The organism is Bacillus cereus group sp. RP37, assembly GCF_040459695.1.
Classification (GTDB): domain Bacteria; phylum Bacillota; class Bacilli; order Bacillales; family Bacillaceae_G; genus Bacillus_A.
This window is the reverse complement of the sequence record NZ_JARVHP010000001.1, coordinates 2,618,156-2,643,585: the sequence shown is the minus strand read 5'-3', so window position 1 is coordinate 2,643,585 and position 25,430 is coordinate 2,618,156. Positions and strand designations below refer to the sequence as shown.

Below are 25,430 nucleotides of genomic sequence, written 5' to 3'. Positions count from 1 at the left end.
GGATAGCTAATGCTATCCTTATTTTAATTCGCTAATCAGATCCAAAATAACCCTTGTTGTACTTTCTATCCTTCCTTCCGAAAAATCAAACGTAACACCTGTTTTTTCATATATTTCTTGTATAGGTAGGTTCCAATCTGAACTAGCTCCCTCTTTAAAGAAAGCAATCGCTTTTTCTCGATCTTCCCGATAAATTTGAAACAATTGTATTGCTCCTATTTGTGCAATTGCATATTCAATTTTATAAAAAGGAAACTGGACAAAGTGAAATGACTCTAACCAGCCTGCGCCGATTTCATTCTCTAATCCTGCAATATCAACGGATGAATATTGATACCTTTTACATATTTCAGCGTATTTCTTATCTCGTTCTTCTGGTGTATGGTTTGGATTTGCATAGATCCAGTGCTGGAATACATCTCCTGCAATTGACGACATTAATAAAGACAAAGCACGATATAATTGTACGCGCTGCACTTCTTTATATTCTTCCTCTTGCTTATAAAAGATATTGAGCTTATCCATTACTAGCAACTCCAGACTGAGGGAATAAAGCTCAGCCACCTCTTCGCGAAGATATCTTTCCTGCATGCTACTATCATTGTTAAATTGTTTATAAAAATGAAAAGCATGCCCCACTTCATGTATGAGTGCATTAATTGCATAGAATGATGGACTAAAATTAGAATACACAAAAACCTCTTTACTAAAAGGTAGGGTAAAACAAGCAGCTCCTGGCGCTTTATTTTCACGTTCTTCTACATCAATGAATCCTGCTTTCCTTATATGAATAAATTTCTCATAAAAATATAAATCTGTCGTCCGAAACATTTCTTCCACCCCATCCAATAAATCAATTTCATTTTGGAATGGGGCTTTTGGTAATTTACATGGCGTAAGATCCCAAGGGCGATATTTTTTTACGCCGAGATTCTTTTTAGAAAGACTTCCCAACTGTTCCCATATTGGTACAACATACTTTTCTATAGATTCATGAAGCTTATAACACTCTTCAATACTATAATCTCTATTTTTTTGTTTGAAAGCATATTTACTATAATTATTAAATCCTGCATGTAAAGCTATCTCATTCCGCAATTGTATAAGTTCATTCATAATACAATCTATTTCTATTTTCACTACACTTCTTGCTTCACATAAAGCGTACCAAGCTTTTTCGCGAATAACTCTATTGGGGTTATCTAACTTGGCTTTTATGAATGCATACGTCTTTTGCTCGCCTTCCCAATTAATAAATATGTTAGACATTATTTCTCTATATTTCGTAATAAGTTCTTGCTCTTTAATGGAAAGAGCAATGTTCTTTTCATTAAACATTTTACTCTTCACTAATCGTTCTTTTTTCATAAATCCGTATTTCTGCTCATTTAATAAGTCGGAAAACGGGCACTCTCTAAATTTCTGGTCAAATTTTGCAGTGTAGCTTTTTAAAAGTGGTTGAATTGTATTTTGATTATACATATGTAAATTACGTTTATCTCTGTCATTTGTATCTCTATACGTGGCGATTAAACTACTTGTTATCTCCTCTTCTACTTCAGCGTTTACACGCAGTTCCTCTAAAAGCCAACGCTCTAATTCTGAAACAGAAGTAATTTTCCGCTCTAAAAGTGACTGTAATTTACTCTCCAAATCATTAAACATACACAATCCTCCTATTTTAAATTTTCTGTTTTTTAGAGATAAAAAAGGACAAGTAGCCAATCTGACTACTTGTCCTTTTTTTGTTAAACCATACACAATTATATTAAGCTTGGAATGCTTCTGTTAGTACTGGTACGATTTGTTTTTTACGAGATACAACACCTTTTAATGTAGCAGTGTTGTTTTCTAGAGATACGTTGTATGCTTTCTCAACAACGTTTGCTGCTTTACCGATTGCAAGACCGACAGAATCGTTAGTTAAGATATCAGTTACAACGAATAAGAATAGGTCTAAACCTTTTTCTTCTACTACTGCAGAGATAACTTTTTCAAGTTCCGCTTGATGTACAAGAACGTCGTTTGTATCAACAGCGTTTACTTGTGCGATTTCAACTTTCGCATTACCCATTTGGAATTCTTTAGCGTCAAGAGAGATTAATTGCTCCATTGTTTTTCCGCTTAAGTCAGCACCAGCTTTTAACATTTCTAAGCCGTAGCTATCAGCATCTACACCAGCGATATCCGCTAATTCACGAGCTGCCGCTACGTCTTGCTCTGTGCAAGTTGGAGATTTGAATAGTAAAGAATCTGAAATGATTGCAGATAACATTAAACCTGCAACTTCTTTACGAATTGTAACGCCGTTTTCTTTGTACATTTTGTTTAAGATTGTAGCTGTACAACCAACTGGCTCACAACGGTAGTATATAGGATCGCTTGTTTCAAAGTTAGCAATACGGTGATGGTCAATAACTTCTAACACACGAACAGATTCGATATCGTTAGCACTTTGTTGACGCTCGTTATGATCAACTAAAATAACGTTGTCCACTTCGCTTGCAACTGTCTCAACAAAACGCGGTCCTTCTACTTTAAAATAGTCTAACGCAAATTGAGTTTCACCGCTGATTTCGCCTAAACGTACAGGCTCAGCATTCATTCCTAATTCTTTTTTCAATTCTGCATAAGCAATTGCAGAACAAATTGCATCTGTATCTGGGTTTTTATGCCCGAAAACTAGTACTTTTTCCATGTTTTCCACCTCTTCATGAAAAGGATATCTTAAAGAAGCAAATATGACAATATTTAAAGCATAATTTTTTATAAATAATTGCACTTTCTTCTATATTTTTCATCGTTTTGCGTAAAAAAGATCATCTAAAATGAATTAGATGATCAAAATGTATATTTCATTTAAAACAATGTAGGAACTTGCACTACATGATTTAGCGCGAAATTTGATGCTAAACCAGTATTTACAAGGTTCACATCTATAACTTGATAAAACGCATTCCCAGTGTCTGCAATTTCCCAAACAGCTAAAATAAGGTGATATCCATTTCTATCTGTAGGTACATTTGCTTCATGTGTCACGGAAGTTCCTGGTCTAGCTCCTCCGTCATTTTTCACATAAAACGGTACTAAATCTAAATCAGATCGTGATAATGGTTTATTTGGATTCCAATCTTTTTTTGTAATGTAGTATTTCCATTCTTTCGTACTATGAGGTGCGGTTAGTTTCCACTTGAATGTATTCGTCCCGCCGTTTAACGTAACTTTCTTCCACCTATCAACTGTTTGAACGTCTAAAGCAGGAAAATGGCCAGCTCCTGCGATTTGTCCATCAGAAGGTCCTAATTGCGGGAATCCACCTATTCCTTCTACACTTTGCGGCTCATATTGAATCGGACCGCAATTTACATTCACCCCTTGCTTACATAAATAAGAACGGCTTGCTGGTGATTCTACATATCCGTGAGCTGAAGCTTTTTCTGAAAAACCGAAAGTTAACAATCCCGTAAGTAATATGCCACCACTTAATATGACTTTCTTCACCTTCTGTAAACCTTTCGTTTTCATCCCGTCATCCCCTTTCCCATAATAAAGCGAAAATAACTATAGTTGCCTAGTCATCTTCTCTACATCCATTATAAGTCGAGGCACATTACTAAAAGAACCCTCTAAAAACTTTCTCAAATTCATTTATTTCATGTACTAAATGAATTTATTATTTTAAGCATGATAACCTTTTAATCACAACTTATATAACTTATATAATTTTATAATAAATAACTGTGGCATCTAAATTACCATTTGGAGATATTGCGTAATCTGGTATTTTTCCAGCTTCTTGATAGTCTAATGATTTATACAATCTATTAGAAGGATCTCCTTCTCTCGTATCTAACACTAAAAGAGACCTGTTTTCTTGCTTTGCTCGTTCCTCTACTTTTTGCATAAGTAAACGTCCAATGCCATTACGTCTAAAGTTTGGATGAGTCATTAACTTGCAAATTTCGGCCCTATGGATCCCATTAGGCTTTGTAACTAAATGTAATTGAATACTCCCTGCCACTTCATTATTTATTTTAGCGACATACAAGATCACTTCTGGTGCTAAAACGACTTCCCAATACTTCGTTGATTCTTTTTGTTCCAGTGGAGGCAAAAAACCAATTGACGCCCCATCATCTACAACCGTTTTTAATAGTTCAGAAAGCTCTTCCATATCATCTTTTATTTGCTTAATCTCTTCAATTACTAAATCTTGCATTACTAATCCCCCTTTTGTTTCATTGTACCAATTTTTAAAGAAGGAATAACGAAATACGAAGATGAAATTATTTAAGGTACAATTTTTTAGAGAAAGGATACGTATATGAAGTATATATTAGATAGGACATACGCAAGGGAATTACTCGAGTGGGCATATGAACAAAACCCAGGTCCGTGGTTCGAACATTCATGTAATGTTGCCCTTGCAACTGAAAAGATAGTTGTAGAACTTATTAATAATGGGTACGACCTAGATGCTGACATAGCATATAATGCTGCCCTCCTGCATGATATAGGAAGATATAAAGGGTTTACTAAATCTGTTATTCATTCCTATGATGGTTATATGTATTTGAATAATTTAGGGTATACAGGAAACGCGATTATTTGCGTGACACATTCATTCCCGTGTAAAAATGAGCATTTAGATATAGCAGCGGAGTGGAGCCTTGTTCCTGATTATATGAAAAGCCTATTAATTGAAATATTGAATGAAAATAGTGACTACGACTTATACAATAAGGTCATTACCCTTTGTGACGCACTTGCTGATGCAGAGGGCTTTACTACGCTTGAAAAAAGATTGATTTCAGTTGGTTTACGACATGGAACAACCTCTCATTCTTCTTTACATTGGAAAGGTTTCTACACAATTAAGAATAAATTAGAATCTTTAATCGGTAAGAGTATATACAGCGTTCTTCCTGACGTAGAGAAATCAATTTATAAAAATATGGAATATTGAATTACATACAACTTAAAAACGATAGAATTTGTATGTGTACTTCTAAAGCACTCATTGAAAAGTGGAGGGATTAATTATTAGTAAAATAGGATTTGACCTAATAAATCATGGGGATAACTCTGATCTTGGATATGCAGATATTGAGGCGATATTTAAGAGATGTAAATTTTCTAACTGCTCTCATACAAATGAACCACACTGTGCAATTAAAAAAGCTATTTCCGATGGAATTCTTACAGAAGATATAATGAATAATTATTATAGGGATAAAAATGAATTCGAATATGTATGTAAACAAAAGAACAAAACAAAGGCCATTGATTATATGAAACAATTGAAGCTTTTTAGAAAATCTTAAAACTAAATAAATAGTTGTGATTTCTCATTCCCACTAACTTTAAAAATCTTACTTTATTACATCACATACAAGGTAATTTTTATACTCAAATTCAATCTCACGTAAAAGAACGTTTTAAACATAAAGTTTAAAACGTTCTTTTATATTCAATGCTTTTGATTTTTCAGTTCACTTAAACACTCTTGTACTAATGTTACTGCTTGACTCATTGCAGCTCCACCAGCAAATGCTGCTGATACACCACATGCTTCCAGAATTTCTTTATCTGAACACCCTTGATCAAGACAACCTTTTGTATGATAAATTGTACAGTATTCATCTTGCGTTGCTAGACTAATTCCTAATGCGATAAGTTGTTTTTCCCTTTTTGTTAAAGCGCCCTCTTGAAAACAAGCTTGCGTGAATGCATTATATGTTTCAGCAATTTCAGGAATTTGGTTTGTAAAACTACCGATACCTTCTTTATAATGATGTAGAACGTCATTTACTGAACTATGTTGTTCGTGTTCCATCTTATTATTACCTCCATTCAAATTATCTGTACCTATTGTAGTATGTGATGAAAATTAGGCAATATACCTCATTAATTAGAGTGAATATTCAGTTTATTAAAACTACAATTTCAGACTATCATCCACTACTGATTGTTCTTTATAGTTTTTCCTTTCAATCTCTTTACTCCTCTCTTCCCAAAATGTTAAACCTTCAATTCCCACATTTTTAGGATCAAACACTGGATCTTTCCCTTCTTTTTTCTGTGATTCATAATCTTTTAACACTTTTAATGCAATTTTACTTAATAGTAGAATCGCGATTAGATTTAACCATGCCATACTACCAATTCCTAAATCTCCAAGATTCCATAAAAGTGACGCCGATTCTACGCTACCGATGTATACCATAATTAAAAATCCAATTTTTAAAACTGGTTTTAACCAGCTATGTTTAAGCTCACGATCTAAATAAGTAAGTGTCGTTTCAGCGATATAGTAGTAAGCAAGTAAAGTTGTAAACGCGAAGAAGAAGATTGCGAATGAAATAAATATTGGACCAAACCCTGTCATAACAGTTTCAACTGCTTGTTGTGTATAGATTGGACCTGCATCAACATTCCCTATATTCTTTACAATGGCGCTTTTTCCTTCAGGTATAACATTATACATACCTGTTATTAAAATCATAAGAGCTGTCGCTGTACATACAACAATTGTATCGATATATACAGAAAACGCTTGAACTAACCCTTGTTTTGCAGGATGGGATACTTCAGCAGCAGCGGAGCTATATGTCGCTTCTCCAACACCAGCAACATTTGAGAATACAGCGCGCTTTACGCCCCATGCGATTGCTGCACCGACGATTCCGCCAAACATTTCATTTACACCAAAAGCACTAGAGAAAATTAAAGCGAACATACTTGGAATTTCTGTTACATTCGCAATTAATACGATACATGTAACAATTACATAGCCAATTGCCATAAATGGAACAAGCATTTGAGAAACGCCCGCAATTCTCTTTACACCGCCAAAAATGATTGCTGCTAATAATACGACTAACAATATACCAGTTATATATTTGCTAATGCCATTTGAGTTTTCAAACCCCACTGCGATACTACTAGATTGAATACCTGGTAATAAAACGCCATATGAAAGTGTTACAACGACTGCTACAATGACTGCAAACCATTTCATTTTCAAGCCTTTTTCGATGAAATATGGTGTACCACCGCGATATTCATTTCCAACTTTACTTTTATACACTTGAGATAATGTTGATTCAACAAATGCACTAGCTGCTCCTAAAAGAGCCATTACCCACATCCAAAATACAGCTCCTGGCCCGCCAAAAGCGATAGCTGTCGCGACCCCTGCAATATTACCTATTCCGACCCTACCGGATAAAGCTAAACAAAATGCTTGAAAAGATGAAATTCCCGTCTCCGAGCTCTTCCCTTCAAATAATAATTTAATCATCTCTTTAAAATAACGAATTTGTAGAAAACGAGTTGCAATTGTAAAATACACACCTGCTCCTAATGCAAAAACAACTAACCCGATACTCCACACTTGCCCTACTAACCACTCTACTAATTGCTCCATCCAAATCCCCCTTATCATTCTTTTAAAAACTATTTTATATATAAGAAAACGGACAACTATTATTAAACCTTCCAGTTGTCCGCATCTCTTATTATTTCATCCCTCTATTTATTAACAGATAGATTCTCTATTACTTTATATTTACCCAAACACTTTTCACTTCTGTGTAATTATCAAGCGCATATGAACCTAACTCACGACCGATACCAGATTGTTTAAACCCACCAAATGGTGCCGCCGCATTTTCTAAGTTATAATCATTAATCCATACAGTCCCTGCCTTTAATTTATTGGCAACTTGATGTCCTGTTTTAATATTTTGTGTCCATACGCCCGCAGCGAGTCCGTATGAAGAGCGATTCGCTCTTTCGATTACCTCTTCTGTTGAATCAAAAGGAAGTACAACGACAACTGGTCCAAAAATTTCTTCTTTAACAATTGTCATATCATCAGTAACATTGGTGAATACCGTTGGCTGTACAAAATAACCTTTTTCAAATGCACGTTCACCACCAGCAGCAACAGTAGCGCCTTCCGCTTTTCCTTGTTCAATGTAATGTAGCACACGCTCTTGTTGTTTTTTAGATACGAGTGGACCCATTTCTGTTTCCTTCTCCATACCTGCTCCAAGTTTCACTTTATTCGCCATTTTCACTAGTTCATTTACGACTGTTTCGTAATGTTTTCGGTGAACGAATACGCGAGATCCGGCACTACAATTTTGACCGTGATTATACATAATGCCTTGGAATGCACCGTTAATCGCTTCTTCTAAATCAGCATCTTCTAAAATGATATTTGGTGATTTACCGCCAAGTTCTAACGTTACATGTTTAATTGTTTCTGCAGATTGACGCATAATATATTTTCCCGTAACCGTTGAACCTGTAAAGGCTACCTTATCAATATCATGATGGTTTACGATTGCCGCTCCTGCTTCAGGGCCAAAACCTGGCACAAAGTTTACGACACCGTTTGGAAAACCTGCTTCTTTAAAGAGTTTCGCTGTATATAATAATGATAAAGGCGTTTGTTCTGCCGGTTTTAATACGATTGTACAACCTGTTGCTAGTGCAGCTCCCATTTTCCAAGAAGACATAACGAGCGGAAAATTCCAAGGAATAATTTGACCTACAACGCCAACAGGCTCATGACGTGTGTAATTTAAGTAATCTTTTGAAATCGGAATTGTTTGCCCTATAATTTTTGTAGCCCATCCTGCATAATAGCGATAATTTTCTACAGTCGCTGAAATATCATCATCCAGCGCTACTTGATATGGTTTCCCATTATCTAAAGCTTCTAACTGTGCTAATTCTTCTCCATGCTCTTCGATTAAGTCTGCTAATTTATAAATAAGATGCGCTCTTTCAGCGGTAGTCATTTCTGCCCAAGGTCCTGATTCAAATGCAGATCTTGCCGCTTTTACTGCGATATCAATATCCTCTTCTTGTGCTTCGCATACGATAGCTAGAACATCTTCAGTTGCTGGATTGTATGTCTCAAATGTCTTTCCGCTAATTGAAGGAATAAATTCACCATTAATAAACATTTTTATTTCTTCATTTAAAAACGCTTTCACTTTTGGTCTCAGCTCAATGTTCGTCGTTAACATATATGCTCTCCTCCTTAATTAAACAGCTGCATGAGCTGCAATTTTTGAAATTATCGTTTGAAGTTTTTGATTTTCTTCTTCAGTTAATCCCAGTCTTGGATAGCGAGAAGGTCCCCCAACTTGCCCGTGTAGTTCCATTGAGCGTTTAACGATTTGTACATATTTTCCTGACCCTTCAAGAAACTCGCAAAGAGGTAAAATAGCATCGTTTATTTCCCAAGCTTTTTCTAATTCACCATTTTGAAAATGCTCATACATTTTCGTAACGAGACCTGGAACAATATTTCCTGCTACTGAAACCCATCCCGTTGCACCAACTAAATAAGATTCCATAACTAAATCTTCAGATCCACAGAAGACTTGAAAAGCACCTTCGCCTTGTCTTACTAAATCTCTCGCTTTACGAATATCTCCGCTAGATTCTTTAATATGTGTAACATTTTCACATTCTTTTCCTATACGGAGCATGAGCTCTGTACTCATATCAACACCAGATGTAAACGGGTTATTGTATAACATAATTGGTATATTTACAGCATTTGAGATTTCTTTAAAATGAAAATAGATTTCCTCTTCTTTTGGTTTACAATAATACGAGTTTATAATTAATGCACAATCTGCTCCGTGTGCTTCTGCATGTTTCGTATATTCAATCGTTTCTCTCGTCGTCTCCGCAGCAGTTCCAACAATAACTGGAATACGGCCATCAACTTCTTTTAATACAGTTTCTACCATTTTAAATCGTTCTTCTTTTGATAAACTAACAAATTCTCCCGTACTGCCATTAATAATAATTCCAGCTACTTTTTGCTCGATAAAGTAGTTTACGTTTTGTTTTACACCTTTCCAATCAATCTCTTGAAACTCATTCATTGGTGTTATTAATACTGGAAATGCTCCTTGAATTTTTTGCATCTTTATCTCTCCCTTTACCATTTTATTTTAATAAGAAGCCTGTTGGAAACGGATCAGTAGGATCTAATATAAACGTTTGCATACCTGTAATAAACCCTCTACTTTCAAATCGAAAAATGTATCCAAGCTCTTCCTTCTGCACTTTTTCTACTGTTATAAAACTATTAAATATACTTTCATTTTTAAAAGGTTTATCCGTTATATAATCATTTTTAAATAATGCATGTACGTAAGATACTATAGTAGAGACAAAACCCGGCGAACGTACTATAAAGTTATCTTCATGAAATGTAATCGACTTTATATGGTTCTTTTCTTTTTGCATAGAATCTACTAAAATAAGTCTTTTTATTAATGACTGTTTTTGTATAGCTTGAAGTGTCGCTTCACCCCATTTTTTTAATTTAGAGATGTTTTCAATACAGATTGCTGGCGAATGTGTATCCTTTTCTACAACTGCATATACTTTATCTGCCTGTATGAGGGAGTAACTTATATTACCAACCTTTAAATTTTTCTCAATCATATAACATAGTTTGCTTTCAAACGAAACAGATACAACTTCATCATTCTCTACATACGCATCGACTGAAAATATGCCAGATAACGTTTCGATTTTGTATTGATTCGTCTCTCTCTTTTTTAAATACCCGCTTTCTAATAACATCGTTATGACTGCGACAATACCTCCATAATGAAGCGGAATGGATCCTTCATGATTAAAAAATAATACAGCTGCATCGACTTCCGTATGAATAGAAGGAACGACAATACATCCATTTAAACCGATAAAACCACGCGGTTCATTTAATAAAAGCTTCATTTCTTCTGCTAATTCACCTGAAAATTGTTCGTTTAATTGCTCCAAACTATAGTAGTATTTGCATGGTACGTCTTTAATCACACGAAATGCCTCGCCATTTACGTGTACGTCTACTGCTGTATACATTTTTTGAATGTTCATTTTACATCCTCCGTTTCATGTTCCATCGGCGGAATTAGCAAAAAGCCTTCTTTATGTGGATCCTTTTCATTGTAAAAAAACCTGTGCATACCCATAAGCCAAGCTGATCCCGTAATTTTCGTTACTACAGCTTCAATATTTTCTACATATGTTGTATTCATAACACACCCTTTAAATAAAGAACCTACAATACTCTCATGAACAAATTCTTCATCGATGTCAATTTTTTTATGAGCATATAATACAGCTAACTTCGCTGATGTTCCTGTACCACATGGAGATCGATCAATTCCTCCAGGCGGAACAACAACTGTATTTTTCACATGCGCACTTTCATGAGTAGGATCTGTATAAAACTCCACATGGGTTAATCCTCTAATAAACGAATACTCTGGATGAATGATTTCAAATTTCTCATTAATTGTATTTCTAATATGAATCGCTTTATCAATGATTGTAGATGCGTTTTCTGATATTAATTCTAGACCTACTGACTTCGCATCGATAATGGCGTAAAAATTCCCTCCATACGCAATATCTGCCTCTACAGTTCCAATTTCTTCGACGTGTACAGAAATATTTTTCAGTAAAAAAGCTGGTATGTTACAAAATGAGACTTCTTTCGCTTTCCCATCTTGAACAGAAATATCTACTTCAACTAAGCCAGCTGGCGTATCTAGTTTTAAAGAAGTAACCGGTTCAACTACTGGAATTAAACCTGATTCAACTAAAGCTGTACATACACCGATTGTATCGTGGCCACACATCGGTAAATATCCACCTGTCTCTATGTATATAACACCTATATCAGCTTCAGGATGACACGGATCTGTTAATAGTGCTCCTGACATTACATCATGACCACGTGGCTCATTCATTAACAATTTGCGAATCCAGTCATACTCCTTTTTCATATGTAACATCTTCTCTGCCATCGTCTCTCCAATTAACTTAGGCAGTCCGCTAATCAATGTTCTCGTTGGATTCCCGCCCGTATGTGTATCAATCGTCGTAAAGACTCTTTGTGACCTCATCCGTTTAACACCCTTTCTGTAAAACGACTCAAACGAAGTGGTTCAATAGGAATGATTGTTTCTTTTTCATTTAATAATTCTTCAATCACTTTCCCAGTAACAGCTGCAAGACTAATGCCATCCCCTTCATGCCCCGCTGCTATAAAGTAGTTCGGGATATGTTCCACTCGTGAAATAATTGGTAAATGATCTTCTGTCCACGGGCGTAATCCAGCATATGAACGAATCACCATCATATCCGCCATTTTCGGATAAAAACGAATTGCTCTGTTTGCAATACATTTAATAACGTCGTTATTAATTCTCGTATGGAACCCTACAAATTCTCTACTACTACCAATTAAAAAATTTTGGCTTTCTGTCGGCTCAAAGACAAGAGCTACCCCATATTTTTCAGTTAAAGCATCCACTTTTCGTTTCCCGCCAAATTTAGAAATTAAATAACCAAATTCCATTACTTTACGACAGCCAACGTATTGTTGTCTTGAGGCTACAATAATATGCCCTTTCCTCGGTTCAATCGGGATATTTACATCCAACATTTGTCCGATTTTTGGAGCCCACACACCGGCTGCGTTTACCACTTGCTTCGCAGTAAACGTCCCATTTGTCGTTTCTACAATAAAGGAACCGTCTAGCTCTCTTTTCATTTCTTTTACTTCCGTATGATTAAAAGCTTTCGTACCAAATTTCTTCGATTCTTCAAGAAGTGAAAAAGCAAGAAGATACGGATTTACAGTCGAATCCGTCGCGCATTCTAACCCGCCTAATAAATCATCTGCAAAAAATGGCGATTCTTCTCTTATATCTTGTCTATCAAGCATTCGAAACGGTAAACCAACTTCTTTTTGACGATTCACCCATTGCTGCGCTGCTTCCATTTCTTCGTCCGACTCACATACGAGAATACTTCCTGGTGCTCTATATTCAAATGAATGCTCTAACTCTTCACTTAAATCAGTTACCAATTTTTGACTTACTAACGACATTTGACTATCAAACCCTGGGTCTTTATCAATAGCCAAAATATTCCCGTCACACCGTGAAGACGTCCCACTGACAAATTCTCCTTTTTCAATGATTGTTACGTCTCTACCGTATTTTGATGTGTAATAAGCGATAGAACAGCCAATAATACCACCGCCTATTATTAAAACGTCACAGTGCCTCACTTAGCACCCCTCCTTTCTTTTTACTCCCTCACTTTCTTTTATGCAATTGACGTGCCAACTCTACATATATACACTTTTTATAAAAAATATTTTTATTTGTAAAAATATTTTAAATTTATCGTAAATAGGTGTATTATTTTTTTATCACTGTCAAAATTTTTATACATAACAGGAGGACAATATGGCATTCTCATTTCCCACAATAAAAGAATTTCTAAAAACTTTATCCATTGATCATACATACAGCATGCAACCTATTGAGCAAGTTGGAGAAAAATTTTATTACCGCCCTTCTACTACAGAAAAATATAACTGTGCAGTTATATATGAAGATGACTCATTCACCACTTTAATTGACATGTTTTCCAATGAAATAGTCGTCATCATAATGAATGAAAATAAAGTGCCTATATGCTGTATAACAGCCCAGCAAATCATTCCGTTTCTTGTTAAGTCTTACTATGAACTACAATCTTTTTATAACGCAGTAATACAAACAACTGATTCTTCCGTTACAGTCATCGATAATAAAGAACGCGTTCGTACTTGGACAGATGGCGCCGAAAAGATCTTTTCAGTCAACCATAATGAAATTATTGGGCAACCCATCACTCGCTTTTTTGACTATAAAGATTTGGAAATTTTGCAATCATTACATGACGGTAAAAGCATAATCGCTCAGTTCCATCAGCCTCGTCCAGATTTATTCGTATTAATTAACTCAAACCCAGTTTATTATAACGATGAAATTATTGGAGCGGTCGTTTCAGAAACAGATGTTACAAATCAAGTTGCTTTAAACGAAAAACTATTCAATATGTCACATGAAATGCACCGTTTAGAACAAGAGGTCGCAAAGTACAAAGATGAATCAGATCCTTTCCTTGCGATGAATGGAAAGAGCCCTGTTATTCAAAGAACAATACAATTAGCTAGAAAGGTTTGTTCGGTGAAATCAACTGTTTTAATACTCGGCGAAAGTGGTGTTGGAAAAGAAGTATTTGCAAAAGCAATTCATGAAGCAAGTGAAGCTACTAAGGCACCTTTCATTTCAATTAACTGCGGTGCAATTCCCGAGGCGTTATTTGAAAGCGAATTATTCGGGTATGAGCGTGGGGCTTTTTCTGGTGCAAATAGTAAAGGAAAAAAAGGTAAAATAGAGCTCGCGCAAGGCGGTACATTATTCCTTGATGAAATAGGAGAAATGCCGCTTGATATGCAGGTAAAACTTTTGCGTGTACTACAAGAACGAAAGTATTACCGTGTTGGTGGAGAAAAAGAGATTCATATTGATTTCCGCATTATCGCTGCTACAAATCGTGATTTACAAGAAGAAATGAGAAAAGGCACGTTCCGAGAAGATTTATACTATCGTTTAAATGTAGTTAGTTTGCATATTCCACCGCTTCGCGAAAGACGAGAAGATATTATCGAATTAACATACTCTTTCTTAAATGATTTTTCAATCAACTATAACAGACCAATTCGTGACTTACCTTCAAGCATTATGCATGAACTACTTCATTACAATTGGCCAGGTAATATTCGCGAGCTCCGTAACGTTGTTGAGAGACTTGTCGTATTTGCGACTGACGGTATTATAAAACAAGAATATTTACCATTTCATACAAATGAAACGTTAGACAACCATACGGCACATTCCCTATTACTCAGCAATAATAATACAATCCTCTCTTTGCAAGAAGAGATGGATGAACATGAGAAAAAAGTCATTGAGAGGGCTTTACGCATTTTGAATGGGAATAAGTTAGAATGCGCGAAACAGCTTGGCGTTACGAGGGCCACTTTATATAATCGTTTAAAAAAACTTGGGTTATAATAAAGTGAAACTTTAATCAGTGCGGGTCTTACTACCCGGAAAATAGCGAGATAAACCTTTCTCCTCTATTTTGGCATAGTTTTTGCATAATAATTTGTGCAAACCGAACTAGAGGAGGAATTCATATGACGAATAAAGATCACTTAATTGTTTGTCGATGTGAAGAAGTTACATACGGTCAACTTCAATCGACAATTGCTGAATATAAATGCTCGGCAAGAGAATTAAAACTTAGAACACGTGCTGGCATGGGATTTTGCGGTGGCCGCACATGTAGAATGATGATAGATCGAATGATTGAAAGTGCAAATCCCGACGTAAATACTAATGAAATTCCATTAAAATATCAACCACCAGTGCGCGCAGTTACCTTTGGAGCGGTAGGTGAAAATCAATGAGTAGAATTACACATCACCCCATTTTAGGGAGTTTAAATAGTAGTAAGCGCATCACTTTCCAATTTAACGGACAACAATATGAAGCATATGAACATGAAACCATTGCGGCCGCTTTACTTGCAAACGGAATAAGAACATTAAGAGTGCATGAAGATAGCGGAACGCCGCGAGGTATTTACTGTAATATCGGACATTGTTCTGAATGCCGCGTCACAGTAAACAATCAAACGAACGTACGAGCATGCTTAACTGTTGTAGAAAAAAATATGGTTGTTGATAGTGGTAAACAGCATCCAAATATCGTGAGAGAGATGGTGAAAAAGCGATGAACGATGTCATTATTATCGGAGCTGGACCAGCAGGTTTATCAGCCTCCATCTCTTGTGCTCGTTTTGGACTAAATGTACTTGTTATTGATGAATTTGTGAAGCCTGGCGGAAGGTTGCTCGGACAATTACATCAAGAACCTACTGGAGAATGGTGGAATGGAATAGAAGAATCAAAACGACTTCACGAAGAAGCAAAATCACTTTCAGTTACTATTCGATGCGGCATTTCTGTCTATAATTTAGATAAAGATGAAAGTTCTTGGTTCGTACATACGAATATCGGTACGTTAGAAGCACCGTTCGTTTTACTTGCTACTGGCGCTGCTGAGTACTCCATTCCCCTTCCTGGTTGGACACTTCCTGGGGTGATGTCAATTGGAGCAGCTCAAGTTATGACAAATGTTCATCGCGTTCAAATTGGGAGAAAAGGAGTAATTATTGGTGCTAACATTTTGTCATTCGCTATCTTAAATGAATTACAATTAGCGGGCATTAAAGTGGAACATATCGTACTTCCTGAAAAAAGTGAATTAAGTCAAAAAGCTGGAGAACCCGAAGAAGTTTTAAACTCTCTCTTACACGCTGCCCACCTTGCCCCGTCACCTTTATTACGTATAGGTAGTCGATTAATGAAATATAATTGGGCGAAACAAGCTGGATTAAACTTCTATCCAAATAACGGTATGAAAATAAACGGCACACCTCTTCACCTTCGAAAAGCAGCTCTTGAAATTATCGGAACAGAGCAAGTTGAAGGTGTACGTGTTGCTAATATCGATACGAAAGGACACATCATAACTGGATCGGAACAAATATATGAGGCAGACTTCGTTTGTATTGCCGGTGGCTTATACCCTCTTGCTGAGCTAGCCGCTGTAGCTGGCTGTCCTTTCCGTTACATTCCAGAATTAGGCGGGCACATTCCTATCCATTCCGAAACAATGGAAACCCCTCTTTCTGGTTTATTTGTAGCCGGCAATATAACTGGCATTGAAAGCGGGAAAATCGCAATGGCACAAGGAACTGTTGCTGGATATTCAATCGTAAAACAAGTAAATAATAAATCCCATTCGGTTGAACAACACTTACAACAAGCAATCCAACATGTACATACCGTACGTCAACAAGCTGCCATTCAATTTAACCCGAGGATTGATGTCGGTAGGCGTAAAATGAATGAAATTTGGCGTGATTATTCCCTTTCATATGCACATACTAAAAAGAGCTGTTGAGATTACTCTCAACAGCTCTTTTTCCTACTCATCTGAGTTATTAAATTTCGCTAATGCGTAAATGCCTTCTTCATCATCTAATTCAAGTTGTAATCTTGCTGCGAATGAATTGACATTATATTCTCTGTCAAGTAACAAGCGTAGTGCTTCAATTAAGTTTGCTTGAATTAATATTTGTTGACGGCCATTTACCTCTACTTCTGCAGAGAAACCATATTCATCATCATACATTAGCTCAACTAAAACTTCTTCTGGACCAACTTGTCTTTTTTCAGCGATATATACGCAAAGTGCATTTATTAATTCTTGTTCAGAAATTTTTATTGTTTCCATGCTACTTCATCTGCCTTTTTCTTACGTTGATCTTTGAAGTATTTAAATGCACGAACCGCTAACATTACGATACCAGCCATTACTAACATATTTACCATAAACGCTAATACAGAACCAAGAGCTCCCATATTTGCAAATAAGCTACCCATTAGTAAACCACCAAGACCACCTAGTAATAAACCTTTCATAAAGCTTCCTTTATTACTTTTTGGTGCTGTGTTTGTTGCTTTTGTTTTTGAATCTGTTGTCGTTTTTTGTGAATTTACGTTAGTATCTTTTTTGTTCAAATCAACTTTTGACTTTTGACCAGAACTTGGTGTGTATGATTTTTTACCAGATTTGTAACTTTTCGCTGCCGCATGATCTACGAACATAAAGCTACTAGCCCCAAAGATCACCATGAATGCTGTCATTATTGCTACAAGTTTTTTCAACATATTATATCCATTCTCCTTTTATATAGATATATGTGAAATCTACCTTTCTAGTAAATTCAGAATGATAGATTTATTTTTAAGAACATTTAAAGGTTCTTATGAACTTATTATATGAACTTTTGTCGAAATATGCAAGTATTATTTACTTCCGACAGTTTGGTGACAAAGGAAAAATTAAGCAAAACAGAATTGACTTTAAATGAAACAAAACATATTATAAGTTCATAAGAACTTTTTATTATTTTTGGAGGTGAAAAGATGGAAACATTTCATCTCACACGAAACGAAATGGCTACCCTTCTTCTATCATTAAGAGGATGGAATACGAAAAAGCCTCTCGGTATTTTACAAGAAGCTTGGGCAAAGTCACATAAAAAAGATATTGAAAGCGGACAAAGCGTAACTGCTTTTATTACTACCGCACTTTCACCTATTTTTGAAAAACTAATTAAGATTGAAGATACAGACGTTGGTTTTTCATTAAATGAAATAGTTGCGCTTGGAAATCAGATTGAAAATACAAGTTTCTCAGTAACGGCCATGCAAAACTGGGTGAAACGAGATATAAAAGAAATGATTGGCTCTCCTCAAAAAGGAAAAAAATATTCAATTGAACAAGCTGCCTTACTATTCATTGTTGAAGATTTAAAAACAGCACTTGATTTTGAATCCATTCGTAAGCTATTACGCCTTATCGTAAATGACCCAGCCGATCGAAGTGATGACTTAATCAATCCTGTTCATTTATATGGAGCATACTCTTCCCTATTTGAAGAACTCAATCAAGGGAATTGCTTACAATTAAATGCAACAGATACAATCCATACAATTGAAAATATCGTGAAAGAAAGAGCTGATAAAATCGCAAGCAAGTTCGATCAAATTAATAACGAGCAACGCGAAGCAATTCGGAACGCCATTATTATTGCGACACTTTCTGTACATACCGCTTATGTACAAATGTTAGCGAAACGTTACGTAACAGCAACGTTATTTTTACAAAATTTAGATGTGAAACCTTAAAAAATAGGAGCAGAAATGCTTCTATTTTTTTATAACGAAAACAAGCATCTACCTTTTATATATTTAGAGCAAGTGGATGCTTGTTTTTCTAGGTATTAATTATGAAAAATAATAATCGCCTGTCATTAATTCAAAAATGATCATTTCATTCTATTAAATTTCGAACAGGTTTTCTCGATAAATCTCATTCCTTCAACATTGTAACTCTTTATAAATTTCAATTTGAGCTTTTGAGCTATTAGCAAAATTTAACCAATCCTGTCTTACATTACTTATGTTTTCAGTTACCACAAGTTCAACAATATCTAGATGTGAAACATTCGTTGTTATCGGTTTATTTATACCATTAATTTTAGCACCTGACATATACTTAGCAATCTCAGGGTTTAATGCGAAAGCAAAATCAATTATAGTAGCACCTTGCGGTAAGTTCACGGAATCTAACTTAGGAGTAAATGTAACAATGTTATCTTGGAATAGTTCATATGATACTAAATCATAAAATTCAATCGCATCTTGAGTTACTAGATCATTTGTCTTAATAAAATGATCCATCAATTTATAAATTATATTTTGCATCTCCTTATCAGTTATACTTTTTGTAAGAATATGAAATACCCCTTTATATCGTATCTCCTGATTTGTTTTTGTTTCAATACATATCACTATTTCATGGTTATTGATCACCACTTTGGTCTTTAAGTATTTATTTAATACATCATTTTCAATTGCTACATTATCTTCAAATTGATGAGGAATTGGTTTGTACAGTTGATGTATAATCCCTAATATTTTATAACAGTCTAAATTACTTGAGACCGTGATGATTATTTTTGACACTGCTGTAATGTCTTGAATATCTTGGAGACGAGAATAAGCTGTATAAATAGGGCTGACTTCATAGCCCACTTCAAATATTAAAGTTCGATTCAGAATTTTTTTTATATCTAGCATAATGTTTTGAGACAAATCCTCTAATAACTTAACATAATTTTGTAAAAGCATTTTCATTCCTTTATATTTAGAATGATTAAGATAATAAAAACCTAAATCTTCTAACTCGTGTTGAATATGAAATAGCCCCAGCCTTTTACAAATCGGAGCGAAAATTTTGAGTGTTTCATTTGCATAAGGAACTTGTTTCTTTACAGCTTTCACCTGTAAAGTTCTCATGTTATGTAGACGATCTATCACTTTTATAATAGCCACTCTTATATCTCCATGTGTAGCTAACAATAATTTCTTTAAATTTATTGCTTCATACTCTTCTTTATTCGGGATTTGTTTTTTATCAATTTTAGTTAATCCTTCTACAATATCAGCCACTTTTTTACCGAATATATCATGTATATACTCAATTGTATAATCTGTATCCTCTACCACATCATGTAGTAATGCTGCAACTAAAGTTATAATATCAGCCTTACACTCTAGCAAAATTTCTGTAACTGCAAATGGATGAGTAATATACGGCTCACCCGAAACACGAAATTGTCCTTCATGAGCTTTCTCGGAAACTAATATAGCTAAATGTAATTGTTCTAATTCTGCTTTATGTAGATATGAGGCCTTTTCTAATAATGCTTCTTTCATATTTTCACCCTCATCACGCTAATTTTCTATAAAAATTTCATTAACATTATAATTCGTTATTTGAAAGTGAAGTACCTGTCTAAGTGATAAGAGAATATTTATATTGTTTATTCCCCACAAAGTATTTTGAAGTTTCTAAATCAACTCAAATGGAATATACATATTCTTTTTTAGGTAACCTTACTATCTCTCGAATAAAAGAGGATTTTTCTAAAATATCATCTAACTGCCCCTTACTAAAAACGTAAATACCACCTACATATGAACTGTATGCCTTTTTCTCAGTTATTACCGCTAAATTGGTATTTTCCTTTTTAAAATCACCCTCCAGTCCTTTTTCAAATGATAAACTTTTAGCACCTGAAAAATAAAGCTGAATTAACGCCACTGATTGTTTGTCCTCTGATTTTGCAAAGCACTGAATTTCATGTAAAATCATTTCATCTTGTAATGGGAGAAAGTCCTCTACTAATAAATCCTCTTCTTTATGAAAGAAATTTTGTAATTCAGTAGTATAGAACTTAAGATTTTTCTCAGTTATCTTTTGAAAAATGGATTGCAACAATAAATCTTTTCCTATTACAAACGGATGACCAAAGCCATTATTATAAAGTCCCTCTTTCATTTTCATTAGTTGTTCGATCAAAGGGATTCCCGATTCTTCAATTACAAGTTTACCGTTAATAAAACGCATACTAGCAATCAGTTCTTCAATTCGTAAGCCCTCTAATTCAAGCGTAGAATAATATAAATCTCTATTCCAAAAATCTAATTGATCCATTCCTAATGAATTAAATAATAGTTCATCTATAATTGAAAAAACTCCATCTTCTGTTAAAGCTTTCGTTACATCATCTAATAATCCAGGGGTCTGATTTAAAATCGTGCGTATTTCTTCGTCCTCTTGAATGATTCGTACCGTCCAATCACCATGATCTTCACCCGATATTTGCTGAAAACAATGTGAATATGGACCATGTCCAACATCGTGTAGAAGGGCTACAGTAGATACTAGCTTTCGTTCATATTCCGATAAATGTATGTCACCAATCTCAGTAAGATGTTCTATCACTTTATTTACTAGTACATATACACCTATCGAATGTTCTTCCCTCGTATGTATTGCATTCTCATGTAAAAAATAAGTATGTCCTTGTTGTTTAATATAGGCCAATCTTTGAAATATTTTTGTATCTATCAATTGAAGGATATATCTATCCTGAATAAATATTGGTCCATAAATCGGATCTGTAATATACATACGTTCTCCTCCTATTTTTGTAAATTAAAGACCTTCACTATTATACTTAATTTTCAGTCTATTATCATTGAAATATGAGAAATTTTTAATAATCTTTTCATTATTTCTTCATGAAAACTGGGCTTATATGCTTTACTATAATACTTATGCGAGACATAAAAGAATTGAAATAGCAATCCCCTATATAAATAAGGTATAATCTACATATAGTGAACCTTTTATGTTATTAAATAAAGGCGCATCTATTCAAAAATTCATAAATTAGAAGGTGCATCAATGGTTAGTAGTTTTATTCATTCAGTATTAACATTTTTTGAAGGATTAGGTTATTGGGGCATTATGCTTGGACTTATGATTGAGATTATTCCAAGTGAGATTGTCCTTGCTTATGCGGGATACTTAGTATTTAATGGTAGTATCTCATTTTTAGGCGCAGTTGTATTTGGTACAATTGGCGGTGTTATTGCTCAAATCTTTATTTATTGGATTGGACGATACGGTGGACGCCCTATTTTAGAACGTTACGGAAAATATATTTTTATTCACAAAAAACAAATAGACGCTGCTGAGGATTGGTTTAATCGTTACGGAACTGGCGTAATTTTTACAGCACGCTTTATTCCAGTAGTACGTCATGCGATTTCAATTCCTGCTGGTATTACAAAAATGTCATTCCTACGTTTCACTACGTTAACAGCACTCGCAATCATCCCTTGGTCTATCATTTTCATTTACTTAGGTGAAAAACTAGGTGAAAATTGGGAGAATATTAATGATATTGCTGGACCGTATGTGAAATCATTCGCAATTGGTGGCGTCTTACTTATTCTTTTATACTTCGTTATAAAAAAATGGACAAAAAAGCGTAAAAATCTTGCGTAAAAATATAAATAAAAAACCGCTATTCATTCATTACGAATGTTAGCGGTTTTTATTATAGGTTTGATTATGTATTAGAAATTGCATTATTTCTTCTTTATGATTTAAATCATGCTGAATGAATGATGAAAAGTAATTATTTAATCTCACTTTTTTAGTGCCAAATTGGTAGTCATTATAAAAATATTGGGTGGGAATTCGCTCAATTTCATCCACTAATTGTTTACGAATAACACTAAATTGATTTAATAGTTCTTTTTTTGAAATACCAGATCTCGCATATTTTATTGCTCCCTTATTCATTTCCTCAACATCTATTGGAACATTTGGTACACATTGTCCACATTTAAAGTATGGAATTCTATGCTTTATTAATAACACATCCCAAACGATAAAATGTGAAATCACATCCGCAATCGCCCACGAATCTTTTTTAAAAGATTGAAACCATATATCATCAGCTAATCCCTTCAACGTTTGACACCATTCTATTAAATTTAACTTTTCTTCCAAAATATTTTCTTTCTCCATTATTCCTTCCTTTCTCCCACTTATAATTCATTCATATTTATGTCTTCTAGAAATTGTATAAAAAGCCTCCATAATTACATGGATAAGCAACAATTCACTCATTCATTTCGTATATTATTTCAAAAAGGAGTGGTTCCCCTATGCATTGGCAACAAAAAATACCATTCTTAATCGGACGCCCTATCGGTATTTCCTTCATCAATGGGCAAGGAACCTCTGGTGTATTATGTTCAGCACATGATGGTCAATTATATGTGTATGAATACCTTTATCAAGCACAGTTCGCAATGAAACATTATGATTTTAGACAAATTCAAGATATACATGTCTTTCCGAATTGTCCAAATCAAAATCCTCTATACTAAAAAAAGGAACAGCTTATAGCCGTTCCTTTTTCTCCACACTTATTTCTCAGTATAAAAGTTTTGCACTGCTTCATCAAAGTAAATCCAGCCTTTCCAACCTAAATGAATTGTATCTTTTAAGAAATACTTATCATATTCATGGCCAGAAAAATCAACTACTGGGTATCCTGCTTTCTCAACTTGTTCCCGAACTTTTTTATAATACACTTCACGGCGTTCTTTAGGGAAACCAGCGTAATCATACCACGGTCCATTTACAGGTACAGAAATAAAGAGTGGCTTAACATTTTTCTCTTTAAAAATATCTAAAACAATTTGTAAGTCATCATATTCTGGTGATTCTTCATACGATTCATTTGCTCTAAAGTTTTTTAGACCTTTTAGTTTTTTCTTCAGATTATTCTTATAATAATACGGATTTTCAATTCCGAATGCGTTTGTAGTAGATTCCGCTTTCCCTTCTTCCTCCGCATGTTTACGTGCATCTACCCAAGAAATTGAACGTAATCCCATATTTGTTTTTTCTTTCATCGGCTCAATCTTAAATATAGAGTTAAATAAATCTCTATGATCTAAGATATTTCGATGCATATAAGCAAGTGGTTTGACTAAACCTGCTTTTATGTTATGTTTTGTATCGTTATATACAATACCCTGTAATGAATTTTTTAATATATCATCTTCTTGAACAACTTTATAATCTAATAGTCGTTTCGCAATTTTCTTCTTCATTTCAACATTTATTTCATCATTAAAAATAAAATGATATGCTTGTTGTTTGGAGAAATTATTAGTAAAATCCCCTTGTGATACACCAGTTTTGGTAAACCACTGTGGTGATAGAACAAAGACTACCTTTTTACCTTCTAATTCATCCATTGTAGATGTCATATTTAATATATGAGCTAAACTTTGTGTACCGCCAATCCCGATTAAATATGGCGTAAAACCTGCGGGATTCACTTTGAAGTAATTAGATGGATGATATGCATCCATTCGTAAAAATTCAGATGAACCGTACATCGGTAAATACTGCGAATTCTCTAACATTTTTTGTTGTAAGAAAACACTTTGTAATTTTTCTTTTTGTAAGGAAGTTGCCGCATCTTCTACCTTCTTATCACTAATAAGTGATACTAAACTTTTCGATGGGATTAGTATGATAATGAAAAAAAGCACACACGCTAAAATTATGGGACCAAACGCATGCTTCATCTTCATCTGTTATTCCTCTTTCTCTCGCTATTAAATTGTAACCCTTGTTTTTGACACGTCATCTTTTTCTCCTTTTTCTCTATACATGTTCCATTCTATTTATCTATTATATACATGTATGTATTTCCTCCCTTGTCCTATTAAGTCCTATATAAATAGCACAAGAAAATGTTTCCATAGAAACACGTTAATTATACAAGATTCTACATAAATTTCACACTAGAATTTTAGTAATAATTTTATTTTTAAACAGTTAAAATACATAGAAAATGTCTATAATTCATCCAATGATGTCTGGAGTTCAAAGTATGATAATAAGCGCCCACTATGATCAACATCATGAGTATATGTAAAACCTAATTTTCGTAAAAGTTTTTTCGAATTTTCATTTACTACTTTTACTCTAGCAATTATTCTTTTTACATTCATCGTCTCTTTTGCATATTGAATAGAAGCCTCTGCTGCTTCTGACGCATATCCATTTCCCCAATACTCCGGATCAAGTAAATACATAATTTCTATTTCGCCTGTTTCATCTACTTTTCTTAAACCACAATGTCCTAAAAGCTTCCCTGATTCACTATTGAATAACAACCATACACCAAAATTATGCTGTTCCCAATGTAATATAAGTTTCCTGATATAATCATTTGCTTCTTCTTTTGACATTCCTCTTGATTTAGCAAGCCATTTGCCAACAACTTCTTCCTTTAATATGCTATAAAATTGATCAACATCTTCTATAATGGGTTTTCTCATGAATAACCTTTTGGTATGTATTACTTTCTTTTCTACAAACATAAAACTTTATTCCCCTCCAAAATTTTATACAGACTAGTACATTATACCATGTACTATTTACCCG

Annotated in this window: 27 protein-coding genes; 9 read left to right on the top strand and 18 right to left on the bottom strand. The window is 34.5% G+C overall.

Annotated elements, in window-relative coordinates; genetic code table 11:
* Positions 1-18: 18 nt before the first annotated feature.
* The 4 genes from QCI44_RS14070 to QCI44_RS14055 form a co-directional block, all read right to left on the bottom strand.
* A complete protein-coding gene (locus QCI44_RS14070) occupies positions 19-1,665 on the bottom strand; it encodes a M3 family oligoendopeptidase (protein WP_353811216.1) in 1,647 nt (548 codons plus the stop codon).
* A 103-nt stretch (positions 1,666-1,768) separates the two neighbouring features.
* Positions 1,769-2,698 (bottom strand): manganese-dependent inorganic pyrophosphatase, encoded by a 930-nt coding sequence (gene ppaC, locus QCI44_RS14065; protein ID WP_353811215.1) that lies wholly within the window; start codon positions 2,696-2,698, stop codon positions 1,769-1,771.
* Positions 2,699-2,859: 161 nt separating this feature from the next.
* The gene (locus QCI44_RS14060) at positions 2,860-3,525 is read right to left on the bottom strand and encodes a lytic polysaccharide monooxygenase (RefSeq protein ID WP_016087529.1); all 666 of its coding nucleotides are present in this window, start codon (positions 3,523-3,525) and stop codon (positions 2,860-2,862) included.
* A gap of 190 nt (positions 3,526-3,715) precedes the next feature.
* Entirely contained in the window at positions 3,716-4,219 is a 504-nt protein-coding gene (locus QCI44_RS14055; protein WP_016087528.1) for a GNAT family N-acetyltransferase, read from the bottom strand.
* A gap of 105 nt (positions 4,220-4,324) precedes the next feature.
* Here QCI44_RS14055 and QCI44_RS14050 point away from each other — a divergent pair, with 105 nt between their 5' ends.
* Together QCI44_RS14050 and QCI44_RS14045 are read left to right on the top strand one after the other, a co-directional pair.
* A complete protein-coding gene (locus tag QCI44_RS14050; RefSeq protein ID WP_016087527.1) occupies positions 4,325-4,966 on the top strand; it encodes an HD domain-containing protein in 642 nt (213 codons plus the stop codon).
* Between the two features lie 61 nt (positions 4,967-5,027).
* Complete coding sequence (locus tag QCI44_RS14045) at positions 5,028-5,324, top strand: P-loop NTPase family protein (RefSeq protein WP_033659712.1); 297 nt, start codon at positions 5,028-5,030, stop codon at positions 5,322-5,324.
* Positions 5,325-5,470: 146 nt separating this feature from the next.
* On the opposite strand, the gene QCI44_RS14040 is transcribed toward QCI44_RS14045, so the two are convergent.
* From QCI44_RS14040 to QCI44_RS14010, 7 genes are all read right to left on the bottom strand, one after another.
* A complete protein-coding gene (locus QCI44_RS14040; RefSeq protein ID WP_016087526.1) occupies positions 5,471-5,836 on the bottom strand; it encodes a carboxymuconolactone decarboxylase family protein in 366 nt (121 codons plus the stop codon).
* A 102-nt stretch (positions 5,837-5,938) separates the two neighbouring features.
* On the bottom strand, positions 5,939-7,429 hold the full coding sequence (locus tag QCI44_RS14035) for an alanine/glycine:cation symporter family protein (RefSeq protein ID WP_016087525.1): 1,491 nt from the start codon (positions 7,427-7,429) through the stop codon (positions 5,939-5,941).
* A 130-nt stretch (positions 7,430-7,559) separates the two neighbouring features.
* Complete coding sequence (locus tag QCI44_RS14030; protein WP_016087524.1) at positions 7,560-9,044, bottom strand: aldehyde dehydrogenase family protein; 1,485 nt, start codon at positions 9,042-9,044, stop codon at positions 7,560-7,562.
* An 18-nt stretch (positions 9,045-9,062) separates the two neighbouring features.
* Positions 9,063-9,959 carry a 4-hydroxy-tetrahydrodipicolinate synthase gene (gene dapA / locus QCI44_RS14025; RefSeq protein WP_098878892.1) on the bottom strand — a complete coding sequence of 299 codons (897 nt, stop codon included), beginning with the start codon at positions 9,957-9,959 and terminating at the stop codon, positions 9,063-9,065.
* A gap of 22 nt (positions 9,960-9,981) precedes the next feature.
* A complete protein-coding gene (locus tag QCI44_RS14020; protein ID WP_016087522.1) occupies positions 9,982-10,923 on the bottom strand; it encodes a proline racemase family protein in 942 nt (313 codons plus the stop codon).
* Positions 10,920-11,957 (bottom strand): proline racemase family protein, encoded by a 1,038-nt coding sequence (locus QCI44_RS14015; protein WP_016087521.1) that lies wholly within the window; start codon positions 11,955-11,957, stop codon positions 10,920-10,922. Before QCI44_RS14015 ends, QCI44_RS14020 begins: the two co-directional genes overlap by 4 nt.
* Positions 11,954-13,129, bottom strand: coding sequence for an NAD(P)/FAD-dependent oxidoreductase (locus tag QCI44_RS14010; protein WP_016087520.1), 1,176 nt, complete (start codon positions 13,127-13,129; stop codon positions 11,954-11,956). Before QCI44_RS14010 ends, QCI44_RS14015 begins: the two co-directional genes overlap by 4 nt.
* A gap of 181 nt (positions 13,130-13,310) precedes the next feature.
* Here QCI44_RS14010 and QCI44_RS14005 point away from each other — a divergent pair, with 181 nt between their 5' ends.
* The 4 genes from QCI44_RS14005 (at position 13,311) to QCI44_RS13990 (ending at position 16,928) form a co-directional block, all read left to right on the top strand.
* Positions 13,311-14,969 carry a sigma-54 interaction domain-containing protein gene (locus QCI44_RS14005; protein WP_353811214.1) on the top strand — a complete coding sequence of 553 codons (1,659 nt, stop codon included), beginning with the start codon at positions 13,311-13,313 and terminating at the stop codon, positions 14,967-14,969.
* Positions 14,970-15,094: 125 nt separating this feature from the next.
* The gene (locus QCI44_RS14000) at positions 15,095-15,367 is read left to right on the top strand and encodes a (2Fe-2S)-binding protein (RefSeq protein ID WP_016087518.1); all 273 of its coding nucleotides are present in this window, start codon (positions 15,095-15,097) and stop codon (positions 15,365-15,367) included.
* Positions 15,364-15,696, top strand: a complete 333-nt coding sequence (locus QCI44_RS13995) for a (2Fe-2S)-binding protein (RefSeq protein ID WP_016087517.1) — start codon at positions 15,364-15,366, stop codon at positions 15,694-15,696. Before QCI44_RS14000 ends, QCI44_RS13995 begins: the two co-directional genes overlap by 4 nt.
* Complete coding sequence (locus QCI44_RS13990) at positions 15,693-16,928, top strand: NAD(P)/FAD-dependent oxidoreductase (RefSeq protein ID WP_353811213.1); 1,236 nt, start codon at positions 15,693-15,695, stop codon at positions 16,926-16,928. The genes QCI44_RS13995 and QCI44_RS13990 overlap by 4 nt, the downstream gene beginning before the upstream one ends.
* Before the next feature lie 24 nt (positions 16,929-16,952).
* Here QCI44_RS13990 and QCI44_RS13985 read toward each other — a convergent pair whose 3' ends face one another.
* Both QCI44_RS13985 and QCI44_RS13980 read right to left on the bottom strand, forming a co-directional pair.
* Positions 16,953-17,261, bottom strand: a complete 309-nt coding sequence (locus QCI44_RS13985) for a YxcD family protein (protein WP_000447764.1) — start codon at positions 17,259-17,261, stop codon at positions 16,953-16,955.
* Positions 17,249-17,698, bottom strand: a complete 450-nt coding sequence (locus QCI44_RS13980; protein WP_016087515.1) for a hypothetical protein — start codon at positions 17,696-17,698, stop codon at positions 17,249-17,251. Before QCI44_RS13980 ends, QCI44_RS13985 begins: the two co-directional genes overlap by 13 nt.
* A 258-nt stretch (positions 17,699-17,956) precedes the next feature.
* On the opposite strand from QCI44_RS13980, the gene QCI44_RS13975 reads away from it, so the two are divergent.
* A complete protein-coding gene (locus QCI44_RS13975; RefSeq protein WP_016087514.1) occupies positions 17,957-18,721 on the top strand; it encodes a DUF1836 domain-containing protein in 765 nt (254 codons plus the stop codon).
* 192 nt (positions 18,722-18,913) lie between these two features.
* On the opposite strand, the gene QCI44_RS13970 is transcribed toward QCI44_RS13975, so the two are convergent.
* Both QCI44_RS13970 and QCI44_RS13965 read right to left on the bottom strand, forming a co-directional pair.
* Positions 18,914-20,314, bottom strand: coding sequence for an HD domain-containing protein (locus tag QCI44_RS13970; protein WP_353811212.1), 1,401 nt, complete (start codon positions 20,312-20,314; stop codon positions 18,914-18,916).
* A 145-nt stretch (positions 20,315-20,459) separates the two neighbouring features.
* Positions 20,460-21,575: an HD domain-containing protein gene (locus tag QCI44_RS13965; RefSeq protein ID WP_353811211.1), complete on the bottom strand. Its 1,116-nt coding sequence runs from the start codon at positions 21,573-21,575 to the stop codon at positions 20,460-20,462.
* Between the two features lie 276 nt (positions 21,576-21,851).
* On the opposite strand from QCI44_RS13965, the gene uptA reads away from it, so the two are divergent.
* Complete coding sequence (uptA, locus tag QCI44_RS13960) at positions 21,852-22,457, top strand: undecaprenyl phosphate transporter UptA (RefSeq protein ID WP_016087511.1); 606 nt, start codon at positions 21,852-21,854, stop codon at positions 22,455-22,457.
* A 39-nt stretch (positions 22,458-22,496) separates the two neighbouring features.
* On the opposite strand, the gene QCI44_RS13955 is transcribed toward uptA, so the two are convergent.
* Positions 22,497-22,985, bottom strand: coding sequence for a DinB family protein (locus QCI44_RS13955; protein ID WP_353811210.1), 489 nt, complete (start codon positions 22,983-22,985; stop codon positions 22,497-22,499).
* 140 nt (positions 22,986-23,125) lie between these two features.
* Between QCI44_RS13955 and QCI44_RS13950 the strand changes: the two genes are divergently transcribed.
* Complete coding sequence (locus QCI44_RS13950) at positions 23,126-23,350, top strand: hypothetical protein (protein ID WP_353811209.1); 225 nt, start codon at positions 23,126-23,128, stop codon at positions 23,348-23,350.
* 39 nt (positions 23,351-23,389) lie between these two features.
* Here the strand turns inward: QCI44_RS13950 and dltD are convergent, their stop codons facing one another.
* A complete protein-coding gene (dltD, locus tag QCI44_RS13945) occupies positions 23,390-24,571 on the bottom strand; it encodes a D-alanyl-lipoteichoic acid biosynthesis protein DltD (RefSeq protein ID WP_000782316.1) in 1,182 nt (393 codons plus the stop codon).
* A 267-nt stretch (positions 24,572-24,838) separates the two neighbouring features.
* Positions 24,839-25,366: a GNAT family N-acetyltransferase gene (locus QCI44_RS13940; RefSeq protein ID WP_016087508.1), complete on the bottom strand. Its 528-nt coding sequence runs from the start codon at positions 25,364-25,366 to the stop codon at positions 24,839-24,841.
* Between the last annotated feature and the right edge of the window lie 64 nt (positions 25,367-25,430).